This window comes from Mesorhizobium caraganae, assembly GCF_016836705.1.
In the GTDB taxonomy this organism is placed as follows: Bacteria; Pseudomonadota; Alphaproteobacteria; order Rhizobiales; family Rhizobiaceae; genus Mesorhizobium; species Mesorhizobium caraganae.
On the sequence record NZ_JAFCGY010000034.1, the window covers coordinates 36,093 to 55,972 of the forward strand.

Consider the following 19,880-nt stretch of genomic DNA (forward strand, 5'->3'; position numbering starts at 1 on the left):
CAATGACCGCATATTATGTTCGCTCAGGTGCCGCTGGTGCCGGCACAGGCGCCGATTGGACCAACGCCTACACCACGCTTGCCGCTGCGCTCTCGGGCAAAGCGGCCGGCGATATCTTCTATGTTTCCGAGGATCATTCTGAAACGACTGCGGGGCTGACCCTGACGTTCCCCGGAACAGCGGCAAACCCCAGCAAGACGATCTGCGTCAATCATTCCGGGTCGGTCCCGCCTGTCGCTGCGGATCTACGCGCCACGGCTGCGGTGAACTCGTCTGGCGCAAGTACCATGAGCCTGGCGAGCAGCGGTGCGTATATCGATGGCGTGATTTTCACCACGGGCACTGGCTCAAGCAGCACAGCCACGCTCAATGTGGGAAACGGCAACAACCAGATCATAGCAATGAAAAACTGCTCGCTGCGCATCGCCTCGACCGGGGCATCAAGCCGAATAAGGGTTGGTTCTCTGGACTCATGTTACACGGCCTTGGAGAACACCACGCTGTCGTTCGCCGCTACCGGGCAGGCGGTCAATACCGTGGGCAGGATCACGTGGTCCAATACGCCGTCGGCGCTGCTTGGCACGATCCCCACGACGCTTTTCGTCAATGGAGGCAACGCCGACGCCCAGGTGATTGAAGTTCGTGGGGTTGACTTGAGTGCTGCCGGGTCTGGCAAAACCATTGTTGGTGCGGGAACAGGCCCCACAGCGATCTATTCTTTCACCGACTGCAAGCTCAATGCGTCCGTGACGCTAGCCGCGACACCTTCAAACCAAGGCGCCGCAGAAATCGACTATGTCAGATCAGGCGCCAGCGGCGTCAACTATAACCAGGGCCGCATCCGCTACTCGGGCACGCTGACTGAGGAAACAACCATCGTCCACACCGGCGGTGCATCGGACGGAACGACACCCCTGGCTTGGAAGATCGTCACGACCGCTAACGCTTTTTGGACGCTGCCCTTCGAAACCCCTCCGATCGCTATCTGGAACGACATAACCGGCTCTGCCGTGACGGCTGCGATCGAAGGCATCTGGGGCGGTGGGGCCGTTCCTAACAACGACGAGATTTGGGTCGAGGCCGAATACCTCGGCGATGCCTCGTCGCCGCTTGCCTCGTTCGTCAACGACAGTAAGGCGAATGTCATAGCCGCGGGGGCCGGTCAGGATGCAGGCTCCGGGACATGGGGCGGCTCTAGCACCAGCTTCAAGCTTGTGGTGACCTTCACGCCTCAGCAGAAGGGATGGGTGCTGCTCAGGGTCAAAGCGGCCAAGGCGTCGTCAACGTTCTACATCGATCCGAAAGTAACGCTGACCTAACCGGCGATTGCCGTTCCAAGGCCCAAGCTTGCTGGCGCAGGGATTTTAAGCGGTCTGAAGCCGCTCGACAAATCCCGTGCCTGACATTGCCATCAGCCGTGCCGCGGCAAAAGAGGCCAAAATCATGAAAACGGCCGTCACGCTCAGGAAGGCAGACGACGCAACGATGCTTGCGCTTTGGTCATAACAGCTTGCTAATTCCATGACGCTCTACCCTTACCCCACTCAAACCCACTGCATCATGATCCCGCTTCAGGGGAAATTCAAGCAATTGCTAAAATACGGGTAAATGTTGGCGCAGAGCGGCGGCGGGCCATGCAACGGGGGCTGAGTGCGACCAGCACGTAGTCTGCGATATCATTCGTCTGCCAAAAGGGCCGGCGCGATGAACGCCGACCCCCTTGCCGAAAGCAAGGTCACCGAAGCTTTAGGTGAACGAACTTCCGGTCATTGCGCGCGGATCGGGTTAAAATCGACGGCGGCGCGCTTGTTTGATGGTTCAGGTGCCGGTGCCGGCGGCGGCATCGCATGAGCCGACAGAACTGGCCTCCATGGCAGCGCAGAGACCCGTGAACCTGGCGTTCACCCACATGCCGATCGCGATGACCGTCATGATCGCGGCGACCGCGATGATGCCGATAAGGATGGAGTATTCAACCATCGCCGCGCCGGATTCGTCGTCGCGGAATTGCTTTAGAAGCTTAGTCATTTTGGAACCCCTGATTACCCATTTACCCGGACAGAGGTGCCCCTCTAGGTGCTCATCCCCCGGTCCCGATGGGATCCTCTTCCTCAAAACCCGGATAAGTCAACTATCGTTTAATCAATGGTTAACCTTTGGATGCTTGGGCTGTTCCATTTTGTACAGCTAAGTCATTGCCAATCAATAATAAATTCGTGGCTTAACCATCGGGCGCAATCGTGATGCGACCAATGCTTAGGTGCCCTAAGCGCCAGATATATCCCGTTATTTAGCGGACTCTAATCTCAAACTCTGAAAGGAACAGCCACGACCCTGCATTACACAGGGTAAGGACAGCGGCCGGGACGCGCGCTGGTGAGCCTGCTATGTCGGTTTGTCGAGCAGCGGTGCCTTCCGCCTCGGCGGGACATAGGACGTCACCAGCCTCACCGAGTCGGCTTTCACGGTGACGGGGACGCCCAAGTTGATGGTGACCGTTCTCGCATCCGGGTCAATGTGGGTGACGTCACCGATAAGCTCGATCTTCTGCCCGCTGTTCACGTTTGGTGACGTGTCCACAATCGAATGCGGTTGGTGATATGACGGGATCAGCACGCTAACCCTGTCTTCCGTCACGCGCTTCCGTATCGTCGCGGTGATCGCGACCTCATCGCCAACTTTGAAATTACCCCGAGCCATGTCGAGGATTCTGGAGCGACGGGGGCCTTAGTCAAGAGGTTGCTAATGTACGCGCGAGCGCATTTCTCACTGTCGCGCCAGGCGTTTTGTGGCTTTGTAAACGTGTCGGCGGTATAAATGCCATATTCTTGGAGCATCGACTCTGCTACAGGAACCGCAATGGGGGCATCGCTGGGTAGGCCAATGAATAGGCAAAAAGCTGAGGTTGTGCAGCTCAAGCCAAACGTAGACAGGGTTATAGCGGCCGTCGCCTACGCCATCCATGTCGCCGAGAACATGGGTGCAAAGTTCACGCAATACGATGTCGTGAAAAGCATCTTCTTGGCAGACCGCGCCCACCTCAACGAATTTGGTCGCCTCATCTCATCCGATAAGTACGTCGCAATGGAGCATGGCCCAGTGCCAAGCACTGCGTACAACCTCCTTAAAGATGACGAAGCCACGGTAAACCGGTATCGCCTCGATGGGCTGCCTTGGAGGTCTACGGCCGGAGACAATGGCAAGAGATACTATCACAGCGTCGCCGATGTTGCGTGGATTGATGGGGTCCTTTCTCCCAGCGATAAGGCAGCCATTGAAGCTGCGGTGGGTACGATTAGGAGCCTTTCATTTTCGCAGGTTAGAAAGCTCACCCATGAGGACCCCGCGTACGTAGATGCTTGGGAGGAGTCAGAAGACCGCAAACAATTTCCGATGAGTTTGGGTATGCTTTTCGATGCGCCGAACTTTGAGCGGGCTCGTCAGCTCAGCGAGATGTCGACGCTCGACTGATGGCTTATAACCCTGGCGACATCGTGCTCTTTGAGAGCGGCGCCGCGGGGAAAATGAAATTTCACTTGTGCATTTGCGTCCAAGCTGACGGCGATCTCCATAGCTTCATCTATCTCAACTCAGAAGGCGCGGGCTTTCGCGACCAGTTTGCAATCGACTGCAAGCGAATACCTGAACTCGGCGAGTCTCGGACGGGACAGACCGTCTTCGACTGCCCGACCGTGCATCGAAAGAGCTCCGCAAAACTTGCACGGCTCCGCTCGAAACGGATATGCGTGTTGCCGAAGGATGTGGCGGCGGAATTCCTGCCATTCGCGCGTCGCATTACCGCTATGATTGATGCCGACAAAGCAGCGCTGATCGCGTTGCTGGAATCTCTTTCGACCTAAGCAGGCTCGCCTTGCCTTTCACATCGATGTCAGGAATATAATCCTCCCGTTGCGGCGAACCCCTTGAAACGGAGATCGCCAAATGCCCCACACCCTCGCCGATACCCTGGCCGAAAACGAATCCGTCTACGTCAACTGCGGGCATCCGATGTGCTGCAAATCGACCAAGCTCGACATCCAGGCGCTGATCGAGAGGCTCGGGCCGGATCATGGTTCCATGCATTGGGATCTGGTCCGGCTCTTCGGCTGCGCTGATTGCAAGGCCGCAGGCCGCGATCGCCGGCCGGTGTTCTTCACCTGCATTCCCGATTATGAGGGCCTTAACAGGGCTCGCAATCGCGAGTGGAAGCCGACGTTCGAAAGCACCAAGCCGGAAGCTTAGGACGGCGGCCCAGCGCCATGGTTGCGTGCTAGAGGGGACTGGCAGCGAAAGGCCGCTGGGCCTGACCGGCAGGGGCCTTGGACAGGGCGACCGTCCGGCTGCTTAATATATACACCTTTGCTAATATGATCGGTCTTATCAATATGAACGATGGAAGCAGCAAAAAAGGTGAGAAACGCCGGCCACAACCTACACCGTGTCCGCTAGCGAAGCAGCACGTAGGCACCGAGCGCGGCCAAGGCAAGCCGCCATACCGATCATGTCGCGCTGCCGGTAGCGTCAGACCGCGCTGGTGAGCATCGCAGCGGTGACGGCGGCGATGTAGAGCGCTACCGCCAAGGCGATATAATCCGCTAAGCCTTCGCCTTGCGTTTTGAAGGCGCCTTCTCTTTCGAAACTGGTGTTTTCCCGAGCCCTGCAGCCTTTGCCAATTCCGATCGCTTTTCGGAGTAACTCGGCGCCGTCATGGGATAGCTGGCCGGCAGATCCCATTTTGTTCGATAGGCTTCGGGCGTCATGCCGTGCTCGGTCATCAAATGGCGCCGGAGTGATTTGAACTTTTTGCCATCCTCGATGCAGACGATGTGATCCGCGTGCACCGATCGCTTGGGATTGACTGCAGGTTCCTGAGGCTCGGCAGGCGGTGCAAATCCTCCGCTTACCCCCGACAACGACGCGTGAATTGACGCAATCAGGTCCGGCAAGTTGGCCGCCGGCAGGGGGTTGTTGCTAACGTAGGCAGAAACGACTTCCGCCGTCAGCTCGGCTAATTCGGCCGCGTGGTTATGTTCGTCGGTCATGTGTTGGTCCCCTTTGATGAGACCTGTCTAATGGACCGGCTTTATCTGCGCAACCGCACGCCTGGCCCGCTCTCGATGACCTTCAGCCCGCCAGCGCGCGACCGACGGCGATGCCAATGCCGATAGCAATGCCGGTAGCCAGCTTGCCGCCGAGTTCAATGGCAAGGGCGCTGACTGTGTCGCGCCAATCTCTGCGGGGCGCTAAAGCCTTGGCTCATCGAAGGTATGGTCGTGCTTCATGGACGCAGCACTGTATCAGATGCATATGGATTCCACAAAATAACAGTGGAGTCCATATGGATTCCCCGAAATACTTCTAGGCGTTTTCGCCTACTATATGTTGACACTTAAGGCGCTTTCGCCTTAGGCGGGAAGTTGTGTAAACGCCTTGTTTGCTTGACAAAAAATGCGAGAACGCCTAGCTGGAAGGACGTACTTGACGATTACTTGGAATCGATTCATTCTCATCACCGTGCAAATCAGCACGGTTTGGGGAAACATCATGAACATGGAATCGGGAATCGTTGATTCGAGTGTCGCTTTAGAAACCTTGGAACCGCTCAGTGGGCCACCCGCCGACAGCTGGCGTTTCAAGCTAGGCCAGTGCGTCTCACACAAAGACCAAATCTTACCGTCGCTAGTTATGGGGCGGACCAGAACGCGCAAGGGCTTAGAGATATACGGCGTGCGCTCATTTATGCAGGTGGATCCGTGCCGCGATCGCATGATATCAGGCGATAGCCTGGTGGACGTTATACCGGGTAGCGCGCCGTGCTACGAGTGCTTGTTGCATCAGACGGGTATGTGCCCCGGCGACAAGCGGACTGCGGGGTAAGGCACCGCGGTCGAGACAAGAAGCCCGCCTCGCGCGGGCTTCTTGTTTGTGAAGGCGTGACGGCGGCAAGAACGGGGGCGCCCAACATTGTGCCTGAGGGAATCGCTTGAATGTTCCGTCGGACGTTAACAGCGCCAATATACCGAACAGCCGTCGTCGTCGTCGTATTGACCGCGGCTACCTCCCTGTCCCCCGGCCCAAACTAGAAGCCCGACTATTGCCGAGATGACGACGGCCAAGCCGATCTTTCCAGCGAGTGCGCCCCGCCGTTGCCTGGCTGCTTCGCGCGCGTCTGCAGCATCGCGCTCACGTCGGTAAACAGGGTCGGTCCGGTACCGCTTCCTCTCCTGCAGAACACCCATCCAGTGGGTTTGCATATACAGCGCCTGTTCCTCACCCAGAAATCTGTTCACAAGCCCGCGGGTACCATCTTCGCGAACATGATAGAGCGCCCACACCGGCTGTTCGGTATTAGGCGAAAGTTCTTTCTCGATCGCGTAGCTTTCCAATGTCGTTCTCTCCTAAAGGCGCACCTATTGGTGGTAGGTAGATCCGGGCCTACCACCGCGGCGCTCGGTTTGATTGGGTCGTGTTGCACCTATGTTGCACGGACTCTCTGGTAACGGTTGCCAAAGCGCGGGAATCTGCCGTTCTTAGTGCAACGCATTGCAACACGATTTTGCCCGGCCGGGCAACGTCGTCGGCAAGCAAACTATTGAGTTAATTGATATTTTTCTGGTGCCCCCGGACGGAATCGAACCGCCGACCTTCGGTTTACAAAACCGCTGCTCTACCAGCTGAGCTACAAGGGCACGGCGCTCCGGTTAGCATATTTGGTGCGCCAGTAAAGACAAAACTCCGTTTTCGATTGCTAATGGACCCGCCGGGCCGGCTGGCGCCGCCATGCTGAAAACCGCCAATTCCTTTCCTACATATCGTTGAGGTGCAATCGCCTGGTTAGGGGGCTCGCATGATCAGACTTGTCATCATTCTCCCGCTCGTCGTCATCGCCTGGTTTCTCTTGGTCAAGCTCATCAAGGACGTGAAGAGCGCCAACATCGACTGGACCGGTATCGCCACCATCGTCGGTTTTATAGCGATGGCGTTCTGGCTGCGGCATGTCACGGGAATGGGGTGACAGAGAGTGAGTAGGGAATAGTCAGTAGTGAGTAGGGGCTCAAGGAGCTAGGGCAGGATCCAACCTAATCCCTACTGCCTACTCATTAATCGCAAAACCCTCGAACCTTTCGATGTGGCGCTAAGATCCGCCGAGCGACGAGATCCTTGCCTCAGCAGGTTTTTGCCGGCTCGAGAAAAAAATCAAAAACCCGTCGAACCTTTTTCCTCACCGCAACGACAGATGATCAAGAGGCGGATGGATCGCCTCTAGCAACGAAACAAGGAGATCATCATGTTCACGCGCAAAATCGCTTCTGCCCTTATGGCCAGCACCGTCGCCGCCACGTCGCTGGTCGGCACCGTCCAGCCCTCGGCCGCCCACAGCCATCACCACAACCGCGAAATCGGCATCGGCATCGCCGCCGGCGTTGGCGGCTTCGTCCTCGGCAGCCTGCTCAACCAGCAGCCGCGTACCGTCTATGTCGACGACGAGGGTGGTTCCTGGCACGTCCGCCGCTGCGCCAACCGCTACGCCAGCTACGATCCGTATTCGGACACCTATGTCGGCTATGACGGCTACCGCCACTATTGCCACCTCTAACAGGTCGGTTTCAGGCAATGAAGAAGGGGCTCCACAGCCCCTTTTTCATTGTTCACGCAAGAGCGGTTCACCGTTTCACGGAAACGGCGAACCGCTCTAGTGGCAGAAGCCTGACGGATGGTACCAAACGCCAGAGCACCGATCCGGTGGCCGACATCTCCCATGCGACGTGACTATCCCTCTGGAGAAGAGTAGAATTCGGCCCGACCGCAGCGCCCTTTGGGCAGCGCATCGGGCGCTGCATACCTTAGCGAACCAGGGAGGGCGATATGGGAACGGCTGCACCGAGCGTAGCCATCCGCGCGCTAGCCGAGACCGATCTGCCGGAAGCCGAAAGAATTTTCCGGCTGGCCTTTGGCAACTTCTTGGGAGCACCCGAACCAGAGACGTTCTGGTCCGACCGCGACTACGTACGCGGCCGCTGGCAGGCGCCCTACGTCGCCGCCTTCGCCGCGGAAGTGGGCGGTGAACTGGTGGGCTCCAACTTCGCAACCCGCTGGGGCAGCGTCGGCTTCTTCGGACCGTTGACGATCCGCCCCGACCTTTGGGACCAGGGCATCGGCGCGCGGCTCGTCGAGGCCGTCACGGCGAGCTTCGATGAATGGGGCACGCGGCATGCAGGCCTGTTCACCTTCGCCCAGAGCGCCAAGCACGTGGGCCTGTACCAGAAGTACGGCTACTGGGCTCGTTTCCTCACGGCCATCATGTCGGCGCCGGTCCGTCACGACCAGACCGAGCCGGTGCGCTGGTCGCGGTATTCCGATCTGACAGAGGAGCAGAGAGTGGAATGCCTGAAGTCCTGCCGTGACCTGACCGGCGCCCTTTACGACGGGCTCGACCTGGGGGCGGAAATCCAGGCCGTAGAGGCGCAGGAGCTTGGGGAGACGGTCCTGCTCGGCGATACGGCGGGTGCGGGCTTGGACGGTTTTGCCGTCTGCCATCATGGGCCGCGCAGCGAAGCAGGCGACGGTGCTTGCTTCATCAAGTTCGGGACCGTGCGCCCAGGATCGGCGGCTGGCGAGACCTTCGACAGCTTGCTGCATGCCTGCGAGGCGCTTGCCGTAGCGGAGGGGATGCCCAAGCTGCTGGCCGGGGTGAACATGGCCCGCCACGAGGCGTACCGGCACTTGGTCGGGCGTGGCTTTCGAACCGAAATCCAAGGGGTCACGATGCACAGGCCCAATGAGCCGGGTTACAGTCGCGCCGGCGTCTTCGTGCTCGACGACTGGCGCTAGGGATGGAATCTAACGCTTGGTGCCCACGCCTAACGGCAGCGATGATTTCATCCGGATCAGCCGTCCAGGTGAAAGGCTTGGGACGCGCATTGGTTTCAGCGACGTACCGGTTGATGGCCTCCTGAAGATCGACCACCGAACGGAAGACGCCGCGCTTGAGCCGCTGGCGGGTCAGCTTGGCGAAGAAGCCTTCAACGGCATTGAGCCACGAGCAGGATGTCGGGATAAAGTGGAAGGTGAAGCGCTTGTGGCGGTCGAGCCAGGCCCGGACCTTCGAGTGCTTGTGAGCCGCATAGTTGTCGAGGATGACGTGCACGGCTTTATCCACTAGCACCTGGGCTTCAATGGTGTTCAGGAAGCGGATGAACTCCTGATGCCGGTGACGCTGCATGTTGCGCCCAATGACGGTGCCATCGAGCACGTTCAGGGCGGCAAACAGCGTGGTGATGCCATGGCGCTTGTAGTCGTGCGTCATGGTCCCGAGGCGGCCCTTCTTGAGCGGCAGTCCGGGTTGGGTGCGGTCGAGCGCCTGGATCTGGCTCTTCTCATCAGCAGAGAGAACGATGGCACATGAGCGGGTGGATCGACGTAGAGCCCGACCACGTCTCTGAGCTTCTCGCCAAACTTGGGATCGTTAGAGAGCTTGAACTGGCGATAGCGATGCGGCTGGAGACCATGGGCTCGCCAGATGCGCCGTACGGCACTGGCCCTGATGCCACTCTCCCTAGCCATCATGGCGGCAGTCCAGTGTGTTGCCTCGACCGGTGGGTCAGAAAGCGTCAGGTTGACTACCCGCTCGGCCAATATCAGGGCCAAGCGGCTTGATCCGGGAGGGGCGAGTCTTGTCGCGCAGCAGGCCGTCGACACCTTCCTGCATGAAGCGCTCCTGCCAGCGCCAGACGCAGGTCTTAGAGGTGCCGGTCCGGCGCATGATCTCGGTGATGCAGACGCCATCGGCGCTCAGCAGCACGATAACTGCCCCCAGACGCGTTTCTGAGCCGTGTTCCGGTTGCTGGCGACAGCCTCAAGGCGCTGCCGGTCGGAGGGGGTAAGAGTGATGGAAATGCCAGTGCGCATGCCACGGCCTCGCATGCACGCTGGCCAAGAGGAATCCCAGATCGGACTCTTCCGTCAGGCGCAGACCACTAGCTCTTTGTTTTTGCGCAATTCCCAGGGGAAAGCGCTTCGCGCTTTTCCCGGGAAAACCGATCACACTTTTCCTGGAATTGCTCTAGGATTTCTGCGTGTCGATCGGTAACCCTGCCGCGCGGCAGGCATCCGCAATCGCCCCTTGCTGCGTGTTGCCCATCACGGCGAGTTCGAAGCTGTTGTCGGCATCCGGGTAAATCCTGCCAAGGAAAGGCTCGTAGTCAGCAGAGCCGCCGGCAGCGTTCCTGTCATCGACAGAGCCGCATACCACGATCTCTTTGCGGCCGTTCACCGTGCGCTCGCCGGCCAGTATGGGTCCGAACGTCGCTGCCACCGGGTTTTTCAAGTGCTGGCGCACGCCAATGGTGATGGTCTCCTCCAGGGCGAGCGAGACCGCAATGGGATCGGCGCGCTGGCTCGCGGCGGGTTCAGGTCGCGGCGGTGTCGTCGCCACGCAACCGTAAAGCGAAGCGAAGAGCAAAAGCTGGACCGTTTTCCGCATGCTCGCCTTTTTGCATGCTTGCGAAAGCCGCGGCAAGACGGGCAACGTCCATGTGGTCGGCGATGTACAGCGATTTTGCGAAAGTCTAGTCTGCCACCCGAGCGCCAATTGAGGGGAGGGTGGTTTGGACGAGCAGAACCCGAAGGAAGACCTGATCGAGCCGGTTTTCCGCAATGGCACGGTCACCACCGTCGGCATCCTGCTGGCGTTCTCGCTGGGCTTCGTCACCCATTGGGCGGCCAACCCGATACCGTGGCAACTCCATCATTTGCTTGCCGTGGTGCCGATCCTGGTTGGCATCGCCCTGCAGATGCGGGCGCTGTCGTTGCTGCTCGACCTGGATTCGCTCCGCCGGCCAATCTACGAACGCGCCAACCGCATCTTCATGGCCGGCATCATCCTGACCGCCTGCGGCGTCGGGCTGGCGATTCTGCTCGATGTCTTCGAGGTATCGGCGAGGAGCGCGCTGGTCGGGGCTTAGTCAGGTCAGCCTGACGCCGCCGATCATCTTCGTCACCTCCGCGGCCGCGTCGCGCACCAGCGGCCCGATCTCGCCCAGCCGCTCCGGCGTCACCCGCACCGTCGGGCCGGAGACCGAAACACCGCCGATCGGCTCGCCGAATTCGTTGAAGATGGCGGCGGCCACGCAGCGCATGCCGGGATGGCGCTCCTCGTCGTCGACCGACCAGCCGCGATGCTTGATGACAGCCAGATCGTGGGCGAGCGCCGAGATATCCGACAGCGTCTTGTCGGTGAAGCGCTGCAGGCCCGACTTGCGCAGGATGGTCGCGACGCGTTCCGGCTCGAGCTGCGCCAGCACCGCCTTGCCGATGCCCGAGGCATGGAAGGAGCTGCGCGTGCCCGGCCGGAAGAAAGCGCGGATCGCCTGATGGGTCTCGACCTGGCTGACGAAAACGACGCAATCGTCCTCGGCGACGCCGAGATTGGCGGTTTCACCGGTCTTTTCCATCAATTCCTGCATGACGACGCGGGCGCGGTCGACCAGCTTGCGCCGGCGCAGGAAGGCCGCGCCCATGCGGTAGGTCTCGACGCCAATCGACCATAGCTGGTCCGATGTATCGAACTCGACCATGCCGTGGTTCTGCAACGTCGTCAGCATGCGGTAGGCGGTGGAGGCGGCGAGCTCGCTGCGCGCCGATATTTCGCTCAGCGACAGGCCGCTGCCTTCTGCAACAATGGCCAGGATGCGCAAGGCGCGGTCGAGCGACTGCACCGAACCGGCCTCGGAGGGTCCGTGAAAGGCGCGGGGACGGCCGCGCTGGCGTTTTTCGCTGGTTTCCATGGCGGCATTGTCGCCGATTTCCCTAAAAGCACAATGAAAAAGTTTTTCACCGATTTTTCGATCTGGATTCATGAAAAACGAAAAATCCAGCAAAATCAGTCAATAGTTGCTGTTTTCTAGAAATGAAAAATTATTTTGAAAAAATTGAAAAATGGCCAGCGCGCTGGCATTGTCAGCCAACCAACAATCTTGCGGAGGCTGGACATGGCCAGGATGCGCGCTGTCGATGCAGCGGTTCTCGTTCTCGAAAAGGAAGGCATTTCCTGCGGCTTCGGCGTGCCGGGCGCGGCGATCAATCCGTTCTATTCGGCGCTGAAGGCAAGGGGCTCGATCCGTCACATACTGGCGCGCCATGTCGAAGCCGCCTCGCATATGGCCGAAGGCTACACCCGGGCCAAGGCTGGCAATATAGGTCTGTGCATCGGCACATCCGGCCCGGCAGGCACCGATATGATCACCGGGCTCTATTCGGCGGCGGCGGATTCGATCCCGATCCTGTGCATCACCGGGCAGGCGCCGCGGGCACGGCTGAACAAGGAGGATTTTCAGGCCGTCGACATCGCCGCCATCGCCGCACCGGTCGCCAAATGGGCGGTTACGGTCATGGAGCCCTATCTGGTGCCGATGGTGCTGCAGAAGGCGTTTCATCTGATGCGCTCGTCGCGGCCGGGTCCGGTGCTGATCGACCTGCCGGTCGACGTGCAACTGGCCGAGATCGAGTTCGACATCGACGCCTATGAGCCGCTCGTCCCGTTCAAGCCGGCCATGTCGCGCGCCCAGGCCGAAAAGGCGCTGACGATGCTCAACGCGGCGGAAAAGCCGCTGATCGTCGCCGGCGGCGGCATCATCAATGCCGATGCGTCGGATCTGTTGATCGAGTTTGCCGAGATTACCGGCGTTCCGGTCATCCCGACGCTGATGGGCTGGGGCGCGATTCCCGACGATCACCGGCTGATGGCCGGCATGTGCGGACTGCAGACCTCGCACCGCTACGGCAATGCGACGATGCTGGAAGCCGATTTTGTCTTCGGCATCGGCAACCGCTGGGCCAACCGCCACACCGGTTCGGTCGATGTCTACACCAAGGGCAAGAAATTCATCCATGTCGATATCGAGCCGACCCAGATCGGACGCGTCTTCGCCCCGGATCTCGGCGTCGTCTCCGATGCGGGTGCGGCACTCAAGATTTTGCTCGACGTCGCCACCGAATGGAAGACGGCGAGAAAACTGCGCGACTGGTCGGGCTGGGCGAAGGAGTGCCAGGGCCGCAAGAAGACGATGAAGCGCAAGACGCATTTCGACCAGGTGCCGCTGAAGCCGCAGCGCGTCTACGAGGAGATGAACAAGGCGTTCGGCCGCGACACCACCTACGTCACCACGATCGGCCTGTCGCAGATCGCCGGCGCGCAGTTCCTGCATGTCTACAAGCCGCGCAACTGGATCAATTGCGGCCAGGCCGGCCCGCTCGGCTGGACGCTGCCGGCAGCGCTTGGCGTGCGCGCCGCCGATCCGGACCGCACCATCGTGGCGCTATCGGGCGATTACGACTTCCAGTTCATGATCGAGGAACTGGCGGCCGGCGCGCAGCACAAATTGCCCTACATCCATGTCGTCGTGAACAATGCCTATCTCGGCCTGATCCGCCAGGCGCAGCGCGGTTTTTCGATGGATTTCGAGGTCAGCCTCGCCTTCGAAAACGTCAACCGCACAGACGATCCCGAGGCCGGCTATGGCGTCGACCATGTCGCGGTCGCCGAAGCGATGGGCTGCAAGGCGGTGCGGGTGCGCAAGCCGGAAGAGTTCGCTGGCGCGTTCAAGGAAGCGCAGCGGCTGATGAAGGAACATCAGGTGCCGGTGGTACTCGAATTCATCCTCGAACGCGTCACCAACATTTCCATGGGCACGGAAATCGACAAGATCACCGAATTCGAAGACCTTGCCGAAAGCCATGAGGATGCGCCGACGGCCATCGTCCTCCTGGATTGAGCTTTGGCGGGAAGAAGGAGAAAAAGAATGGCGCGTTTTTCAGCCAATCTGTCGATGCTGTTTGGCGAGCACGAATTCCTCGACCGCTTCGACGCCGCCGCCCGCGCTGGCTTCAAGGGCGTCGAATATATCGGCCCGTATGATCACGCGCCTGACGTGGTCGCGGCGCGGTTGAAGAAGAACGGGCTCAGCCAGGTGCTGTTCAACCTGCCGGTCGGCGACTGGGGCAAGGGCGAGCGCGGCATTGCCGTTTTGCCCGACCGCGTATCGGAGTTTCGGCAAGGCATCACCAAGGCGATCTCTTACGCCCACGCACTAGGCTGCGAACAGGTCAATTGCCTCGCCGGCATCGCGCCGCAAGGGGCGGATCGTTCGGTGCTGGAAAACACCTTCGCCGAGAACCTGGCGTTCGCGGCGGAGAAACTGGAGCAGGCCGGCATCCGGCTGCTAATCGAGCCGATAAACACCCGCGATATCCCGGGGTTCTTCCTCAACTATTCGGACCAGGCGCTGGCGTTGATCGACCGCGTCGGCTCGAAGAACCTGTTCCTGCAATACGACATCTATCACATGCAGATCATGGAGGGGGATCTTGCCCGTACCATCGAGGCTAACCTTGGCCGCATCGCGCATATCCAGCTTGCGGACAATCCCGGCCGTCACGAGCCGGGGACGGGCGAGATCAATTACCCCTTCCTCTACGAGCACATCGACAGGATTGGCTATTCCGGCTGGGTTGGGGCGGAATACAAACCGAAGGCGGGAACGGAGGCTGGCCTGGGGTGGTTCCGGGAGCTCAACGGGCAGGGGAGTGCCGCGGCTTAGGCCCCCTCATCCGGCCCTTCGGGCCACCTTCTCCCCGAGGGGAGAAGAGAACGCCAAGGCTGGCGCCAGCCTCTTCTCCCCGACGGGGAGAAGGTGGCCGCGTAGCGGCCGGATGAGGGGGCGTTTCACACAGGCATTTGGAGAGAAATTATGGAAACCATCGGCTTCATCGGCCTCGGCATTATGGGCGCGCCGATGGCGGGGCATCTGCTCGATGCCGGCTATACTGTCATTGCCAGCGACCACCGCTCGAAACCGCCGGCTGACCTGATTGCCAAGGGGCTGAAGACCGTCACCGGCCATAACGCCGTGGCGAAGGCGGCTGATATCATCATCACGATGGTGCCTGACACGCCTCAGGTTGCAGAGGTTCTGTTTGGCGACAACGGCGTCGCATCCGGTCTCAGCAGGGGCAAGCTGGTCATCGACATGAGCTCGATCTCGCCGATCGAGACCAAGACCTTTGCCAAAAAGATCAACGATCTCGGTTGCGACTATCTCGATGCGCCGGTGTCGGGCGGTGAGGTCGGCGCCAAGGCGGCGTCGCTGACCATCATGGTTGGCGGTGAGGAGAAATCCTTCGAGCGCGCCAGACCCGTCTTCGACAAGATGGGCAAGAACATCACGCTGGTCGGGCCGAACGGCGTCGGCCAGACCACCAAGGTCGCCAACCAGATCGTGGTTGCGCTGACCATCGAAGCAGTCGCCGAAGCGCTGGTCTTTGCCGCAAAAGCCGGCGCCGATCCGGCCAAGGTCCGGCAGGCGCTGATGGGCGGGCTGGCGGCCTCGCGCATCCTCGAAGTGCATGGCGAGCGCATGGTCAAGCGCACCTTCGCGCCGGGTTTTCGCATCGAACTGCACCAGAAGGACCTCAACCTGGCGCTGGAAGGCGCCAAGGCGCTCGGCGTCTCCTTGCCCAACACGTCGACCACGCAGCAGCTGTTCAACGCATGTGCGGCAAATGGCGGGGCGAAGGAGGATCATTCGGCGCTGGTTCGCGCGCTGGAGCGGATGGCCGCGCACGACCTGGGGTGACGAAGCTATTCGACCTTAACGGTTGGAGTGGCGGCGGCGATCATCTCAATGCAGTCAGAGTCTGTCGCAACAACATAAGACCATCCGTTCGAACATGCGAACGAGATTGGGCTTTCCGTCGACCAGGGGCCATTCTTGACCTTAAAGGTCGTGGCGCCGGGACGGCCTCCGAGATCTCGGGTCTTTGCCCAAAATTCGCCAAGCCCATGCTCATCAATGACGCGAAAGGCCGAAGTTTCAGCACAAATTCGATAGATGAGGCCGGTATCGGTCGACTCTACTCGACAGACGAGTTCGCCAGTTTTCGTGGCGTACGCAACATCGAGAATCTCTACGTGTTCGTCTTCGAACGGTGTGGTCCACGCTCCGAACTCGAATTTCCCATCACCAAAACCGCTACCCATTCGAGCTGCCCTTAAGCCATGCCCGCGCCGCATAGAGGCTCACCGCCGCCGCGTTCGACACATTGAGCGAACGAATCGCGCCGGGCATGTCGAGGCGGGCGAGCGTCGTCACCGTCTCGCGCGTCTTCTGGCGCAGGCCCTTGCCTTCGGCGCCGAGCACCAGCGCGATCTTGTCGCCTGAAAAACTCGTCTCGAGCTCCGCCGGACCGTCCGAATCGAGGCCAATGGTCTGGAAGCCGGCCTCGTGCAGCTGTCCCAGCGCGTCGGCCAGGTTCTTCACCTCGATCTGGTCGATATGCTCCAGCGCGCCAGAGGCGGATTTGGCCAGCACGCCGGATTCCTGCGGGCTGTGGCGGGCCGTGGTAATCAGCGCGCCGGCGCCGAAGGCGACCGAGGAACGCAGGATGGCGCCGACATTGTGCGGGTCGGTGACCTGGTCGAGCACCAGCACCAGTTTCGTGTCGCCAAGCGCGTCGAGGCGTTTCGGCTTCAGCGGCTCGGCTTCGATCAGCACGCCCTGATGGACAGCGTCCGAGCCGGTGATCTTGTCAATGTCCCTGGGCTCGACCAGCTCCGCCTTGAACGGCAAAGCAGCGAGATCGGCAATCGCCAGCCGTTCGGCGGCGTTGCGCGTCACCAGCATCTTTTTGATCCGGCGGCGCGGATTGTCGAGCGCGGCCCGCACCGTGTGCAGGCCATAAAGCCTGACCAGCCCGTCGGGAGCGTTCTCGCCCGGCGGCACCGGCTGGCGCGGTCGGAAGGCCGGCGCGCCGCCTGCCTTCTCGTCGCGGTGGGCGCGACGCAGCTTGGCGTAGTGGGTGTCTTTGGCGGTCTTGGGCGTGTTGTCATTGCTCATGGCCGGCTTCTATAGCCGTGTCGCAAGGGCATGGATACAGGCAGAAAGCCGGCGTGCCGGGCGGGCTGTCAAATTCAGCGCATTTTGCCCAGACGTGCGGTTGACACCCACTGGCCTTGCCGCCATAAGGCGCTTCGCTGATTTCGGAGAAAACCTTCGGGTTCAAACCGGATCGGCGAGAATGCCTCGTTGCAAGGCTTCGACGGCAGGCTGGAGAGGTGCCCGAGTGGTTAAAGGGGACGGACTGTAAATCCGTTGGCTTAGCCTACGTTGGTTCGAATCCAACCCTCTCCACCACTGCCAGCCCGTCAGCCTTGAAGCGAAGCGGGTATAGCTCAGTGGTAGAGCAGCAGCCTTCCAAGCTGAATATGCGGGTTCGATTCCCGCTACCCGCTCCAAACTTCCCCAATCCGCATCAGATTTCAGCGAATATTTCGACGACGTTGCCGTCAGCGATTTTTCGGTTTCCGTCTACACGCCGGTCGAAACATCGACCGCCGACCGGTTCATGGCATTGGTGAAGGCGACGCCCGACAGCCGCAAGGCGGTGCCGGGCGTCTTGGCTGAAAATGCTGGAGCGAAAGCGGCGCCCTAGCTGTTGAAAGCCGACGCAACCTGGTGCTGCTGCGGCACCTGTCCGTTCGGCGTCAGCTTGTCGACAATGCCGGGCAGGGCGGTGGACAGCTGCTTGAGCAGTTCCTGCTCGTCGAGCCCGGTCCTTTGCGCGATCTCGCGGATGACCTGCGGGCCGATAGCCTTGCCAAGATCATTGGCGTTGATCGGCTGGTTCTGCCCGGTGCCGACCCATGAATCGGCGACATTGCCGTGGCCGGCATCCTTCAACTTGTCGAGCAGCCCGCCCAGTCCGCCGAGCAGGCCGCCATCGCCGGAAGCCGTGGTCCCGGTGGGGGCGGGCGTTTGAGGCTGGGCGGCGGGCTCGTCGGTCTGTTCGGCACTTCTTCCGCTCAGCATCTTTCCGACCAGCAGCGCGCCAAGCGCGATCATCAGCGGTTTGGTGATGTTGCCGCCGGGTACGGCGTTGTCAAAAAGTCCCATAGGTCCAATCCTCCATAGCGACCAAGCCCCGTCCCATTGGCTAGAATGGAGCGCGGGGGCCGAATTTCAAGTTGGCTTGAGCTTTTGACAATCATGTGACCATGATCGGCCGGCGGGGGAATGGAGAGGAAAATGGGCATCATCAGCTGGATCATCCTCGGCGTCATCGCCGGCTTCATCGGCAGCAAGATCGTCAACAAGACCGGCCAGGGCCTGATCATGGATATCGTGCTCGGGATTGTCGGCGCCATTGTCGGCGGGCTGATCTTCAGCGCCTTCGGCGCCGCGGGCGTGACCGGCCTCAACATCTGGAGCCTGATCGTCGCCGTGATCGGCGCGGTGGTCGTGCTGTGGGCCTATCATCAGATCAGCGGCAAGCGGGCGCTTTAAGCGCCAGTTCTGTCGATCTGACTGGCTGCCGATACGTTGCCGTGAAGGCTAGGCAACGACGGTCAGCCTGCGCTTGCGTTCATCCAGCGACACGATGGTAAGTCCGCTCGCCACCACCAGCAGGATGCCGCACACGGCCAAGGCATTCGGGAATTGCCCGAACACCAGCACACCTGAAATGACTGCCCAGACGGTGAAGCAGTAGTAGAACGGCGCCACGACGCCGGTCGGGCCGACGCGATAGGCCATGAAGATGAAGAAATGGCCGAAGATCAGGAAGAACCCGGCGCCGGCCATCAACAGCAGGTGACGGGCTTCCGGCATCACCCAGCGCTCGGAAACCAGATGCGCGGCACCTGCGCCGATCAGCACCACCACGACGGCGGAAATGGCGACGATCATTCCCGGCACCTCGGCCGGGACCCGCCTGCCGGCGAGATCGCGCGCGGCCGACAGGGCGGCGTTGCCGAGCGCCAGCAAGGCATAGACCGAGATGCCTTCCATGGTCGGCTGCGCCACCATGACCGCGCCGACGAAGCCGAGCCCGATCAGCGCCATGCGCACGCCGCCGATCCGCTCGCCGAACAGGATGGAGGAGCCGACCAGCATCAGGAGCGGGGTGATCTGCCCGAGCGCGGTTGAATCGGCGATCTGCAGGTTGGCCAGCGCCACCACGTAGCAAAGGATCGCCGCCAGCTCGAGCAGGTTACGGCGCAGCACGCGCCCGTCGAAGATCAGCGGGATCTGTTTGCCGTAGCCCAGCAGATACAACAGCGGCATGCCCCACAGCGTGGCCGCGACCCCGCGCAGGAACAGCACCTCGTAGGACGGCAAGCCTGCGGTGGCGAGCTTCATCATCGTGTCGTTGACGAGGTAGGACCCCGTCGAAACGATCATGAACAGCGGGCCGCGTATTGATGTGGGGATGAAATGCATCGGACGAGCAAATCAGACCGGCGCGGCAGCGGCAATGGGCCAGACGTGGGCTGCCAATCCAGCAGGGAAGGGCCAGGACATAGCCGGGAGTTGCAGACACGCGCTGAAGCGGGCGCCCCCATTTCATTTCCCGTCGCGCGTTCCTATATCAGCGCCATATCCCCGCAATCGGATCATCGGTTCGGGCCGAGTGGACAGCGCACCCGGCCACAAGGCACTTGTGTTTTTCGGCCGTAGTCGCTAATCGCCCCGCATTCGACTGAACTGAAGGTCAAGGCCGTCCAAGGAAAGAGACTATGGCAAAAGGTAAATTCGAGCGCACTAAGCCTCATGTGAACATCGGCACGATTGGTCACGTTGACCATGGCAAGACGTCGCTGACGGCGGCGATCACGAAGTATTTTGGCGAATACAAGCGCTATGACCAGATCGATGCGGCGCCGGAGGAGAAGGCTCGCGGCATCACCATCTCGACGGCGCACGTCGAATACGAGACGGCCAATCGCCACTACGCCCACGTCGACTGCCCCGGACACGCCGACTATGTGAAGAACATGATCACCGGCGCCGCGCAGATGGACGGCGCGATCCTGGTCGTTTCGGCTG

23 protein-coding genes, 3 tRNA genes and 1 pseudogene are annotated in these 19,880 nt (G+C 60.6%); 15 read left to right on the plus strand and 12 right to left on the minus strand.

From position 1 onward, the window contains the following. The first annotated feature begins 2 nt into the window (after window positions 1-2). Window positions 3-1,319 carry a hypothetical protein gene (locus JQK88_RS30640; protein ID WP_203280416.1) on the plus strand — a complete coding sequence of 439 codons (1,317 nt, stop codon included), beginning with the start codon at window positions 3-5 and terminating at the stop codon, window positions 1,317-1,319. A gap of 499 nt (window positions 1,320-1,818) precedes the next feature. Here the strand turns inward: JQK88_RS30640 and JQK88_RS30645 are convergent, their stop codons facing one another. Together JQK88_RS30645 and JQK88_RS30650 are read right to left on the minus strand one after the other, a co-directional pair. Beyond that, window positions 1,819-2,028 carry a Flp family type IVb pilin gene (locus JQK88_RS30645; protein WP_203280417.1) on the minus strand — a complete coding sequence of 70 codons (210 nt, stop codon included), beginning with the start codon at window positions 2,026-2,028 and terminating at the stop codon, window positions 1,819-1,821. A gap of 357 nt (window positions 2,029-2,385) precedes the next feature. Continuing rightward, entirely contained in the window at window positions 2,386-2,700 is a 315-nt protein-coding gene (locus JQK88_RS30650; RefSeq protein WP_203280418.1) for a hypothetical protein, read from the minus strand. A gap of 159 nt (window positions 2,701-2,859) precedes the next feature. On the opposite strand from JQK88_RS30650, the gene JQK88_RS30655 reads away from it, so the two are divergent. From JQK88_RS30655 to JQK88_RS30665, 3 genes are all read left to right on the plus strand, one after another. Beyond that, on the plus strand, window positions 2,860-3,471 hold the full coding sequence (locus JQK88_RS30655; RefSeq protein WP_203280419.1) for a Panacea domain-containing protein: 612 nt from the start codon (window positions 2,860-2,862) through the stop codon (window positions 3,469-3,471). Continuing rightward, the gene (locus JQK88_RS30660; RefSeq protein ID WP_203280420.1) at window positions 3,471-3,860 is read left to right on the plus strand and encodes a hypothetical protein; all 390 of its coding nucleotides are present in this window, start codon (window positions 3,471-3,473) and stop codon (window positions 3,858-3,860) included. Before JQK88_RS30655 ends, JQK88_RS30660 begins: the two co-directional genes overlap by 1 nt. 82 nt (window positions 3,861-3,942) lie before the next feature. Next, window positions 3,943-4,242, plus strand: a complete 300-nt coding sequence (locus tag JQK88_RS30665) for a hypothetical protein (RefSeq protein ID WP_203280421.1) — start codon at window positions 3,943-3,945, stop codon at window positions 4,240-4,242. 353 nt (window positions 4,243-4,595) lie between these two features. On the opposite strand, the gene JQK88_RS30670 is transcribed toward JQK88_RS30665, so the two are convergent. The 3 genes from JQK88_RS30670 to JQK88_RS30680 form a co-directional block, all read right to left on the minus strand. Beyond that, entirely contained in the window at window positions 4,596-5,042 is a 447-nt protein-coding gene (locus JQK88_RS30670; RefSeq protein WP_203280422.1) for a Ros/MucR family transcriptional regulator, read from the minus strand. A 960-nt stretch (window positions 5,043-6,002) separates the two neighbouring features. Beyond that, window positions 6,003-6,386: a hypothetical protein gene (locus JQK88_RS30675; protein ID WP_203280423.1), complete on the minus strand. Its 384-nt coding sequence runs from the start codon at window positions 6,384-6,386 to the stop codon at window positions 6,003-6,005. A gap of 227 nt (window positions 6,387-6,613) precedes the next feature. Continuing rightward, window positions 6,614-6,689, minus strand: a tRNA-Thr gene (locus tag JQK88_RS30680). A gap of 158 nt (window positions 6,690-6,847) precedes the next feature. Between JQK88_RS30680 and JQK88_RS30685 the strand changes: the two genes are divergently transcribed. The 3 genes from JQK88_RS30685 to JQK88_RS30695 all read left to right on the plus strand — a co-directional run bounded on the left by JQK88_RS30685 (window position 6,848) and on the right by JQK88_RS30695 (window position 8,832). Continuing rightward, window positions 6,848-7,015 carry a hypothetical protein gene (locus JQK88_RS30685; protein ID WP_112567179.1) on the plus strand — a complete coding sequence of 56 codons (168 nt, stop codon included), beginning with the start codon at window positions 6,848-6,850 and terminating at the stop codon, window positions 7,013-7,015. Window positions 7,016-7,288: 273 nt separating this feature from the next. Continuing rightward, a complete protein-coding gene (locus JQK88_RS30690) occupies window positions 7,289-7,597 on the plus strand; it encodes a BA14K family protein (protein ID WP_203280424.1) in 309 nt (102 codons plus the stop codon). A gap of 269 nt (window positions 7,598-7,866) precedes the next feature. After that, window positions 7,867-8,832 carry a GNAT family N-acetyltransferase gene (locus JQK88_RS30695; protein WP_192254869.1) on the plus strand — a complete coding sequence of 322 codons (966 nt, stop codon included), beginning with the start codon at window positions 7,867-7,869 and terminating at the stop codon, window positions 8,830-8,832. 1 nt (window position 8,833) lies between these two features. On the opposite strand, the pseudogene JQK88_RS30700 reads toward JQK88_RS30695, so the two are convergent. Both JQK88_RS30700 and JQK88_RS30705 read right to left on the minus strand, forming a co-directional pair. Beyond that, window positions 8,834-9,909 (minus strand): annotated as a pseudogene (locus JQK88_RS30700) (IS630 family transposase); the annotation flags it as partial. Between the two features lie 154 nt (window positions 9,910-10,063). After that, window positions 10,064-10,519: a hypothetical protein gene (locus JQK88_RS30705; RefSeq protein ID WP_246501586.1), complete on the minus strand. Its 456-nt coding sequence runs from the start codon at window positions 10,517-10,519 to the stop codon at window positions 10,064-10,066. 88 nt (window positions 10,520-10,607) lie between these two features. On the opposite strand from JQK88_RS30705, the gene JQK88_RS30710 reads away from it, so the two are divergent. Continuing rightward, on the plus strand, window positions 10,608-10,964 hold the full coding sequence (locus JQK88_RS30710; protein ID WP_192252385.1) for a hypothetical protein: 357 nt from the start codon (window positions 10,608-10,610) through the stop codon (window positions 10,962-10,964). Here the strand turns inward: JQK88_RS30710 and bhcR are convergent, their stop codons facing one another. Beyond that, window positions 10,965-11,786: an HTH-type transcriptional regulator BhcR gene (gene bhcR / locus JQK88_RS30715; protein ID WP_192252388.1), complete on the minus strand. Its 822-nt coding sequence runs from the start codon at window positions 11,784-11,786 to the stop codon at window positions 10,965-10,967. Window positions 11,787-11,990: 204 nt separating this feature from the next. Between bhcR and gcl the strand changes: the two genes are divergently transcribed. From gcl to JQK88_RS30730, 3 genes are all read left to right on the plus strand, one after another. Then, window positions 11,991-13,772, plus strand: coding sequence for a glyoxylate carboligase (gene gcl, locus JQK88_RS30720; protein WP_192252391.1), 1,782 nt, complete (start codon window positions 11,991-11,993; stop codon window positions 13,770-13,772). A gap of 27 nt (window positions 13,773-13,799) precedes the next feature. Further along, window positions 13,800-14,597, plus strand: coding sequence for a hydroxypyruvate isomerase (hyi, locus tag JQK88_RS30725; protein ID WP_203280425.1), 798 nt, complete (start codon window positions 13,800-13,802; stop codon window positions 14,595-14,597). 150 nt (window positions 14,598-14,747) lie between these two features. Further along, the gene (locus tag JQK88_RS30730) at window positions 14,748-15,632 is read left to right on the plus strand and encodes a 2-hydroxy-3-oxopropionate reductase (protein WP_192252397.1); all 885 of its coding nucleotides are present in this window, start codon (window positions 14,748-14,750) and stop codon (window positions 15,630-15,632) included. 5 nt (window positions 15,633-15,637) lie between these two features. Here JQK88_RS30730 and JQK88_RS30735 read toward each other — a convergent pair whose 3' ends face one another. Both JQK88_RS30735 and JQK88_RS30740 read right to left on the minus strand, forming a co-directional pair. Continuing rightward, window positions 15,638-16,036: a hypothetical protein gene (locus JQK88_RS30735; RefSeq protein ID WP_192252400.1), complete on the minus strand. Its 399-nt coding sequence runs from the start codon at window positions 16,034-16,036 to the stop codon at window positions 15,638-15,640. Continuing rightward, window positions 16,029-16,892 (minus strand): TrmH family RNA methyltransferase, encoded by an 864-nt coding sequence (locus tag JQK88_RS30740; RefSeq protein ID WP_192252403.1) that lies wholly within the window; start codon window positions 16,890-16,892, stop codon window positions 16,029-16,031. Before JQK88_RS30740 ends, JQK88_RS30735 begins: the two co-directional genes overlap by 8 nt. Window positions 16,893-17,104: 212 nt before the next feature. Here JQK88_RS30740 and JQK88_RS30745 point away from each other — a divergent pair. Together JQK88_RS30745 and JQK88_RS30750 are read left to right on the plus strand one after the other, a co-directional pair. Then, window positions 17,105-17,189, plus strand: a tRNA-Tyr gene (locus tag JQK88_RS30745). A gap of 27 nt (window positions 17,190-17,216) precedes the next feature. Then, a tRNA-Gly gene (locus JQK88_RS30750) sits at window positions 17,217-17,290 on the plus strand. 193 nt (window positions 17,291-17,483) lie between these two features. On the opposite strand, the gene JQK88_RS30755 is transcribed toward JQK88_RS30750, so the two are convergent. Beyond that, window positions 17,484-17,948: a YidB family protein gene (locus JQK88_RS30755; protein ID WP_142864860.1), complete on the minus strand. Its 465-nt coding sequence runs from the start codon at window positions 17,946-17,948 to the stop codon at window positions 17,484-17,486. 132 nt (window positions 17,949-18,080) lie between these two features. On the opposite strand from JQK88_RS30755, the gene JQK88_RS30760 reads away from it, so the two are divergent. Further along, a complete protein-coding gene (locus tag JQK88_RS30760) occupies window positions 18,081-18,338 on the plus strand; it encodes a GlsB/YeaQ/YmgE family stress response membrane protein (RefSeq protein WP_192252406.1) in 258 nt (85 codons plus the stop codon). 48 nt (window positions 18,339-18,386) lie between these two features. Here the strand turns inward: JQK88_RS30760 and JQK88_RS30765 are convergent, their stop codons facing one another. After that, window positions 18,387-19,274 (minus strand): DMT family transporter, encoded by an 888-nt coding sequence (locus tag JQK88_RS30765; RefSeq protein WP_203280426.1) that lies wholly within the window; start codon window positions 19,272-19,274, stop codon window positions 18,387-18,389. Window positions 19,275-19,570: 296 nt separating this feature from the next. Between JQK88_RS30765 and JQK88_RS30770 the strand changes: the two genes are divergently transcribed. Beyond that, the coding region (locus JQK88_RS30770) for a GTP-binding protein (RefSeq protein ID WP_203280427.1) at window positions 19,571-19,880 on the plus strand (310 nt) is incomplete at its 3' end.

Excerpts from the sequence above, each read along its gene's own strand:
- JQK88_RS30735 (WP_192252400.1), bottom strand. The coding sequence starts at position 16,036 with ATGGGTAGCGGTTTTGGTGATGGGAAATTCGAGTTCGGAGCGTGGACC.
- JQK88_RS30650 (WP_203280418.1), bottom strand. The coding sequence starts at position 2,700 with ATGGCTCGGGGTAATTTCAAAGTTGGCGATGAGGTCGCGATCACCGCG.
- JQK88_RS30640 (WP_203280416.1), top strand. The coding sequence starts at position 3 with ATGACCGCATATTATGTTCGCTCAGGTGCCGCTGGTGCCGGCACAGGC.
- JQK88_RS30655 (WP_203280419.1), top strand. The coding sequence starts at position 2,860 with ATGGGGGCATCGCTGGGTAGGCCAATGAATAGGCAAAAAGCTGAGGTT.
- JQK88_RS30670 (WP_203280422.1), bottom strand. The coding sequence starts at position 5,042 with ATGACCGACGAACATAACCACGCGGCCGAATTAGCCGAGCTGACGGCG.
- JQK88_RS30685 (WP_112567179.1), top strand. The coding sequence starts at position 6,848 with ATGATCAGACTTGTCATCATTCTCCCGCTCGTCGTCATCGCCTGGTTT.
- JQK88_RS30660 (WP_203280420.1), top strand. The coding sequence starts at position 3,471 with ATGGCTTATAACCCTGGCGACATCGTGCTCTTTGAGAGCGGCGCCGCG.
- JQK88_RS30765 (WP_203280426.1), bottom strand. The coding sequence starts at position 19,274 with ATGCATTTCATCCCCACATCAATACGCGGCCCGCTGTTCATGATCGTT.
- JQK88_RS30690 (WP_203280424.1), top strand. The coding sequence starts at position 7,289 with ATGTTCACGCGCAAAATCGCTTCTGCCCTTATGGCCAGCACCGTCGCC.
- JQK88_RS30760 (WP_192252406.1), top strand. The coding sequence starts at position 18,081 with ATGGGCATCATCAGCTGGATCATCCTCGGCGTCATCGCCGGCTTCATC.
- JQK88_RS30665 (WP_203280421.1), top strand. The coding sequence starts at position 3,943 with ATGCCCCACACCCTCGCCGATACCCTGGCCGAAAACGAATCCGTCTAC.
- JQK88_RS30755 (WP_142864860.1), bottom strand. The coding sequence starts at position 17,948 with ATGGGACTTTTTGACAACGCCGTACCCGGCGGCAACATCACCAAACCG.
- bhcR (WP_192252388.1), bottom strand. The coding sequence starts at position 11,786 with ATGGAAACCAGCGAAAAACGCCAGCGCGGCCGTCCCCGCGCCTTTCAC.
- hyi (WP_203280425.1), top strand. The coding sequence starts at position 13,800 with ATGGCGCGTTTTTCAGCCAATCTGTCGATGCTGTTTGGCGAGCACGAA.
- JQK88_RS30730 (WP_192252397.1), top strand. The coding sequence starts at position 14,748 with ATGGAAACCATCGGCTTCATCGGCCTCGGCATTATGGGCGCGCCGATG.
- JQK88_RS30695 (WP_192254869.1), top strand. The coding sequence starts at position 7,867 with ATGGGAACGGCTGCACCGAGCGTAGCCATCCGCGCGCTAGCCGAGACC.
- gcl (WP_192252391.1), top strand. The coding sequence starts at position 11,991 with ATGGCCAGGATGCGCGCTGTCGATGCAGCGGTTCTCGTTCTCGAAAAG.
- JQK88_RS30740 (WP_192252403.1), bottom strand. The coding sequence starts at position 16,892 with ATGAGCAATGACAACACGCCCAAGACCGCCAAAGACACCCACTACGCC.
- JQK88_RS30645 (WP_203280417.1), bottom strand. The coding sequence starts at position 2,028 with ATGACTAAGCTTCTAAAGCAATTCCGCGACGACGAATCCGGCGCGGCG.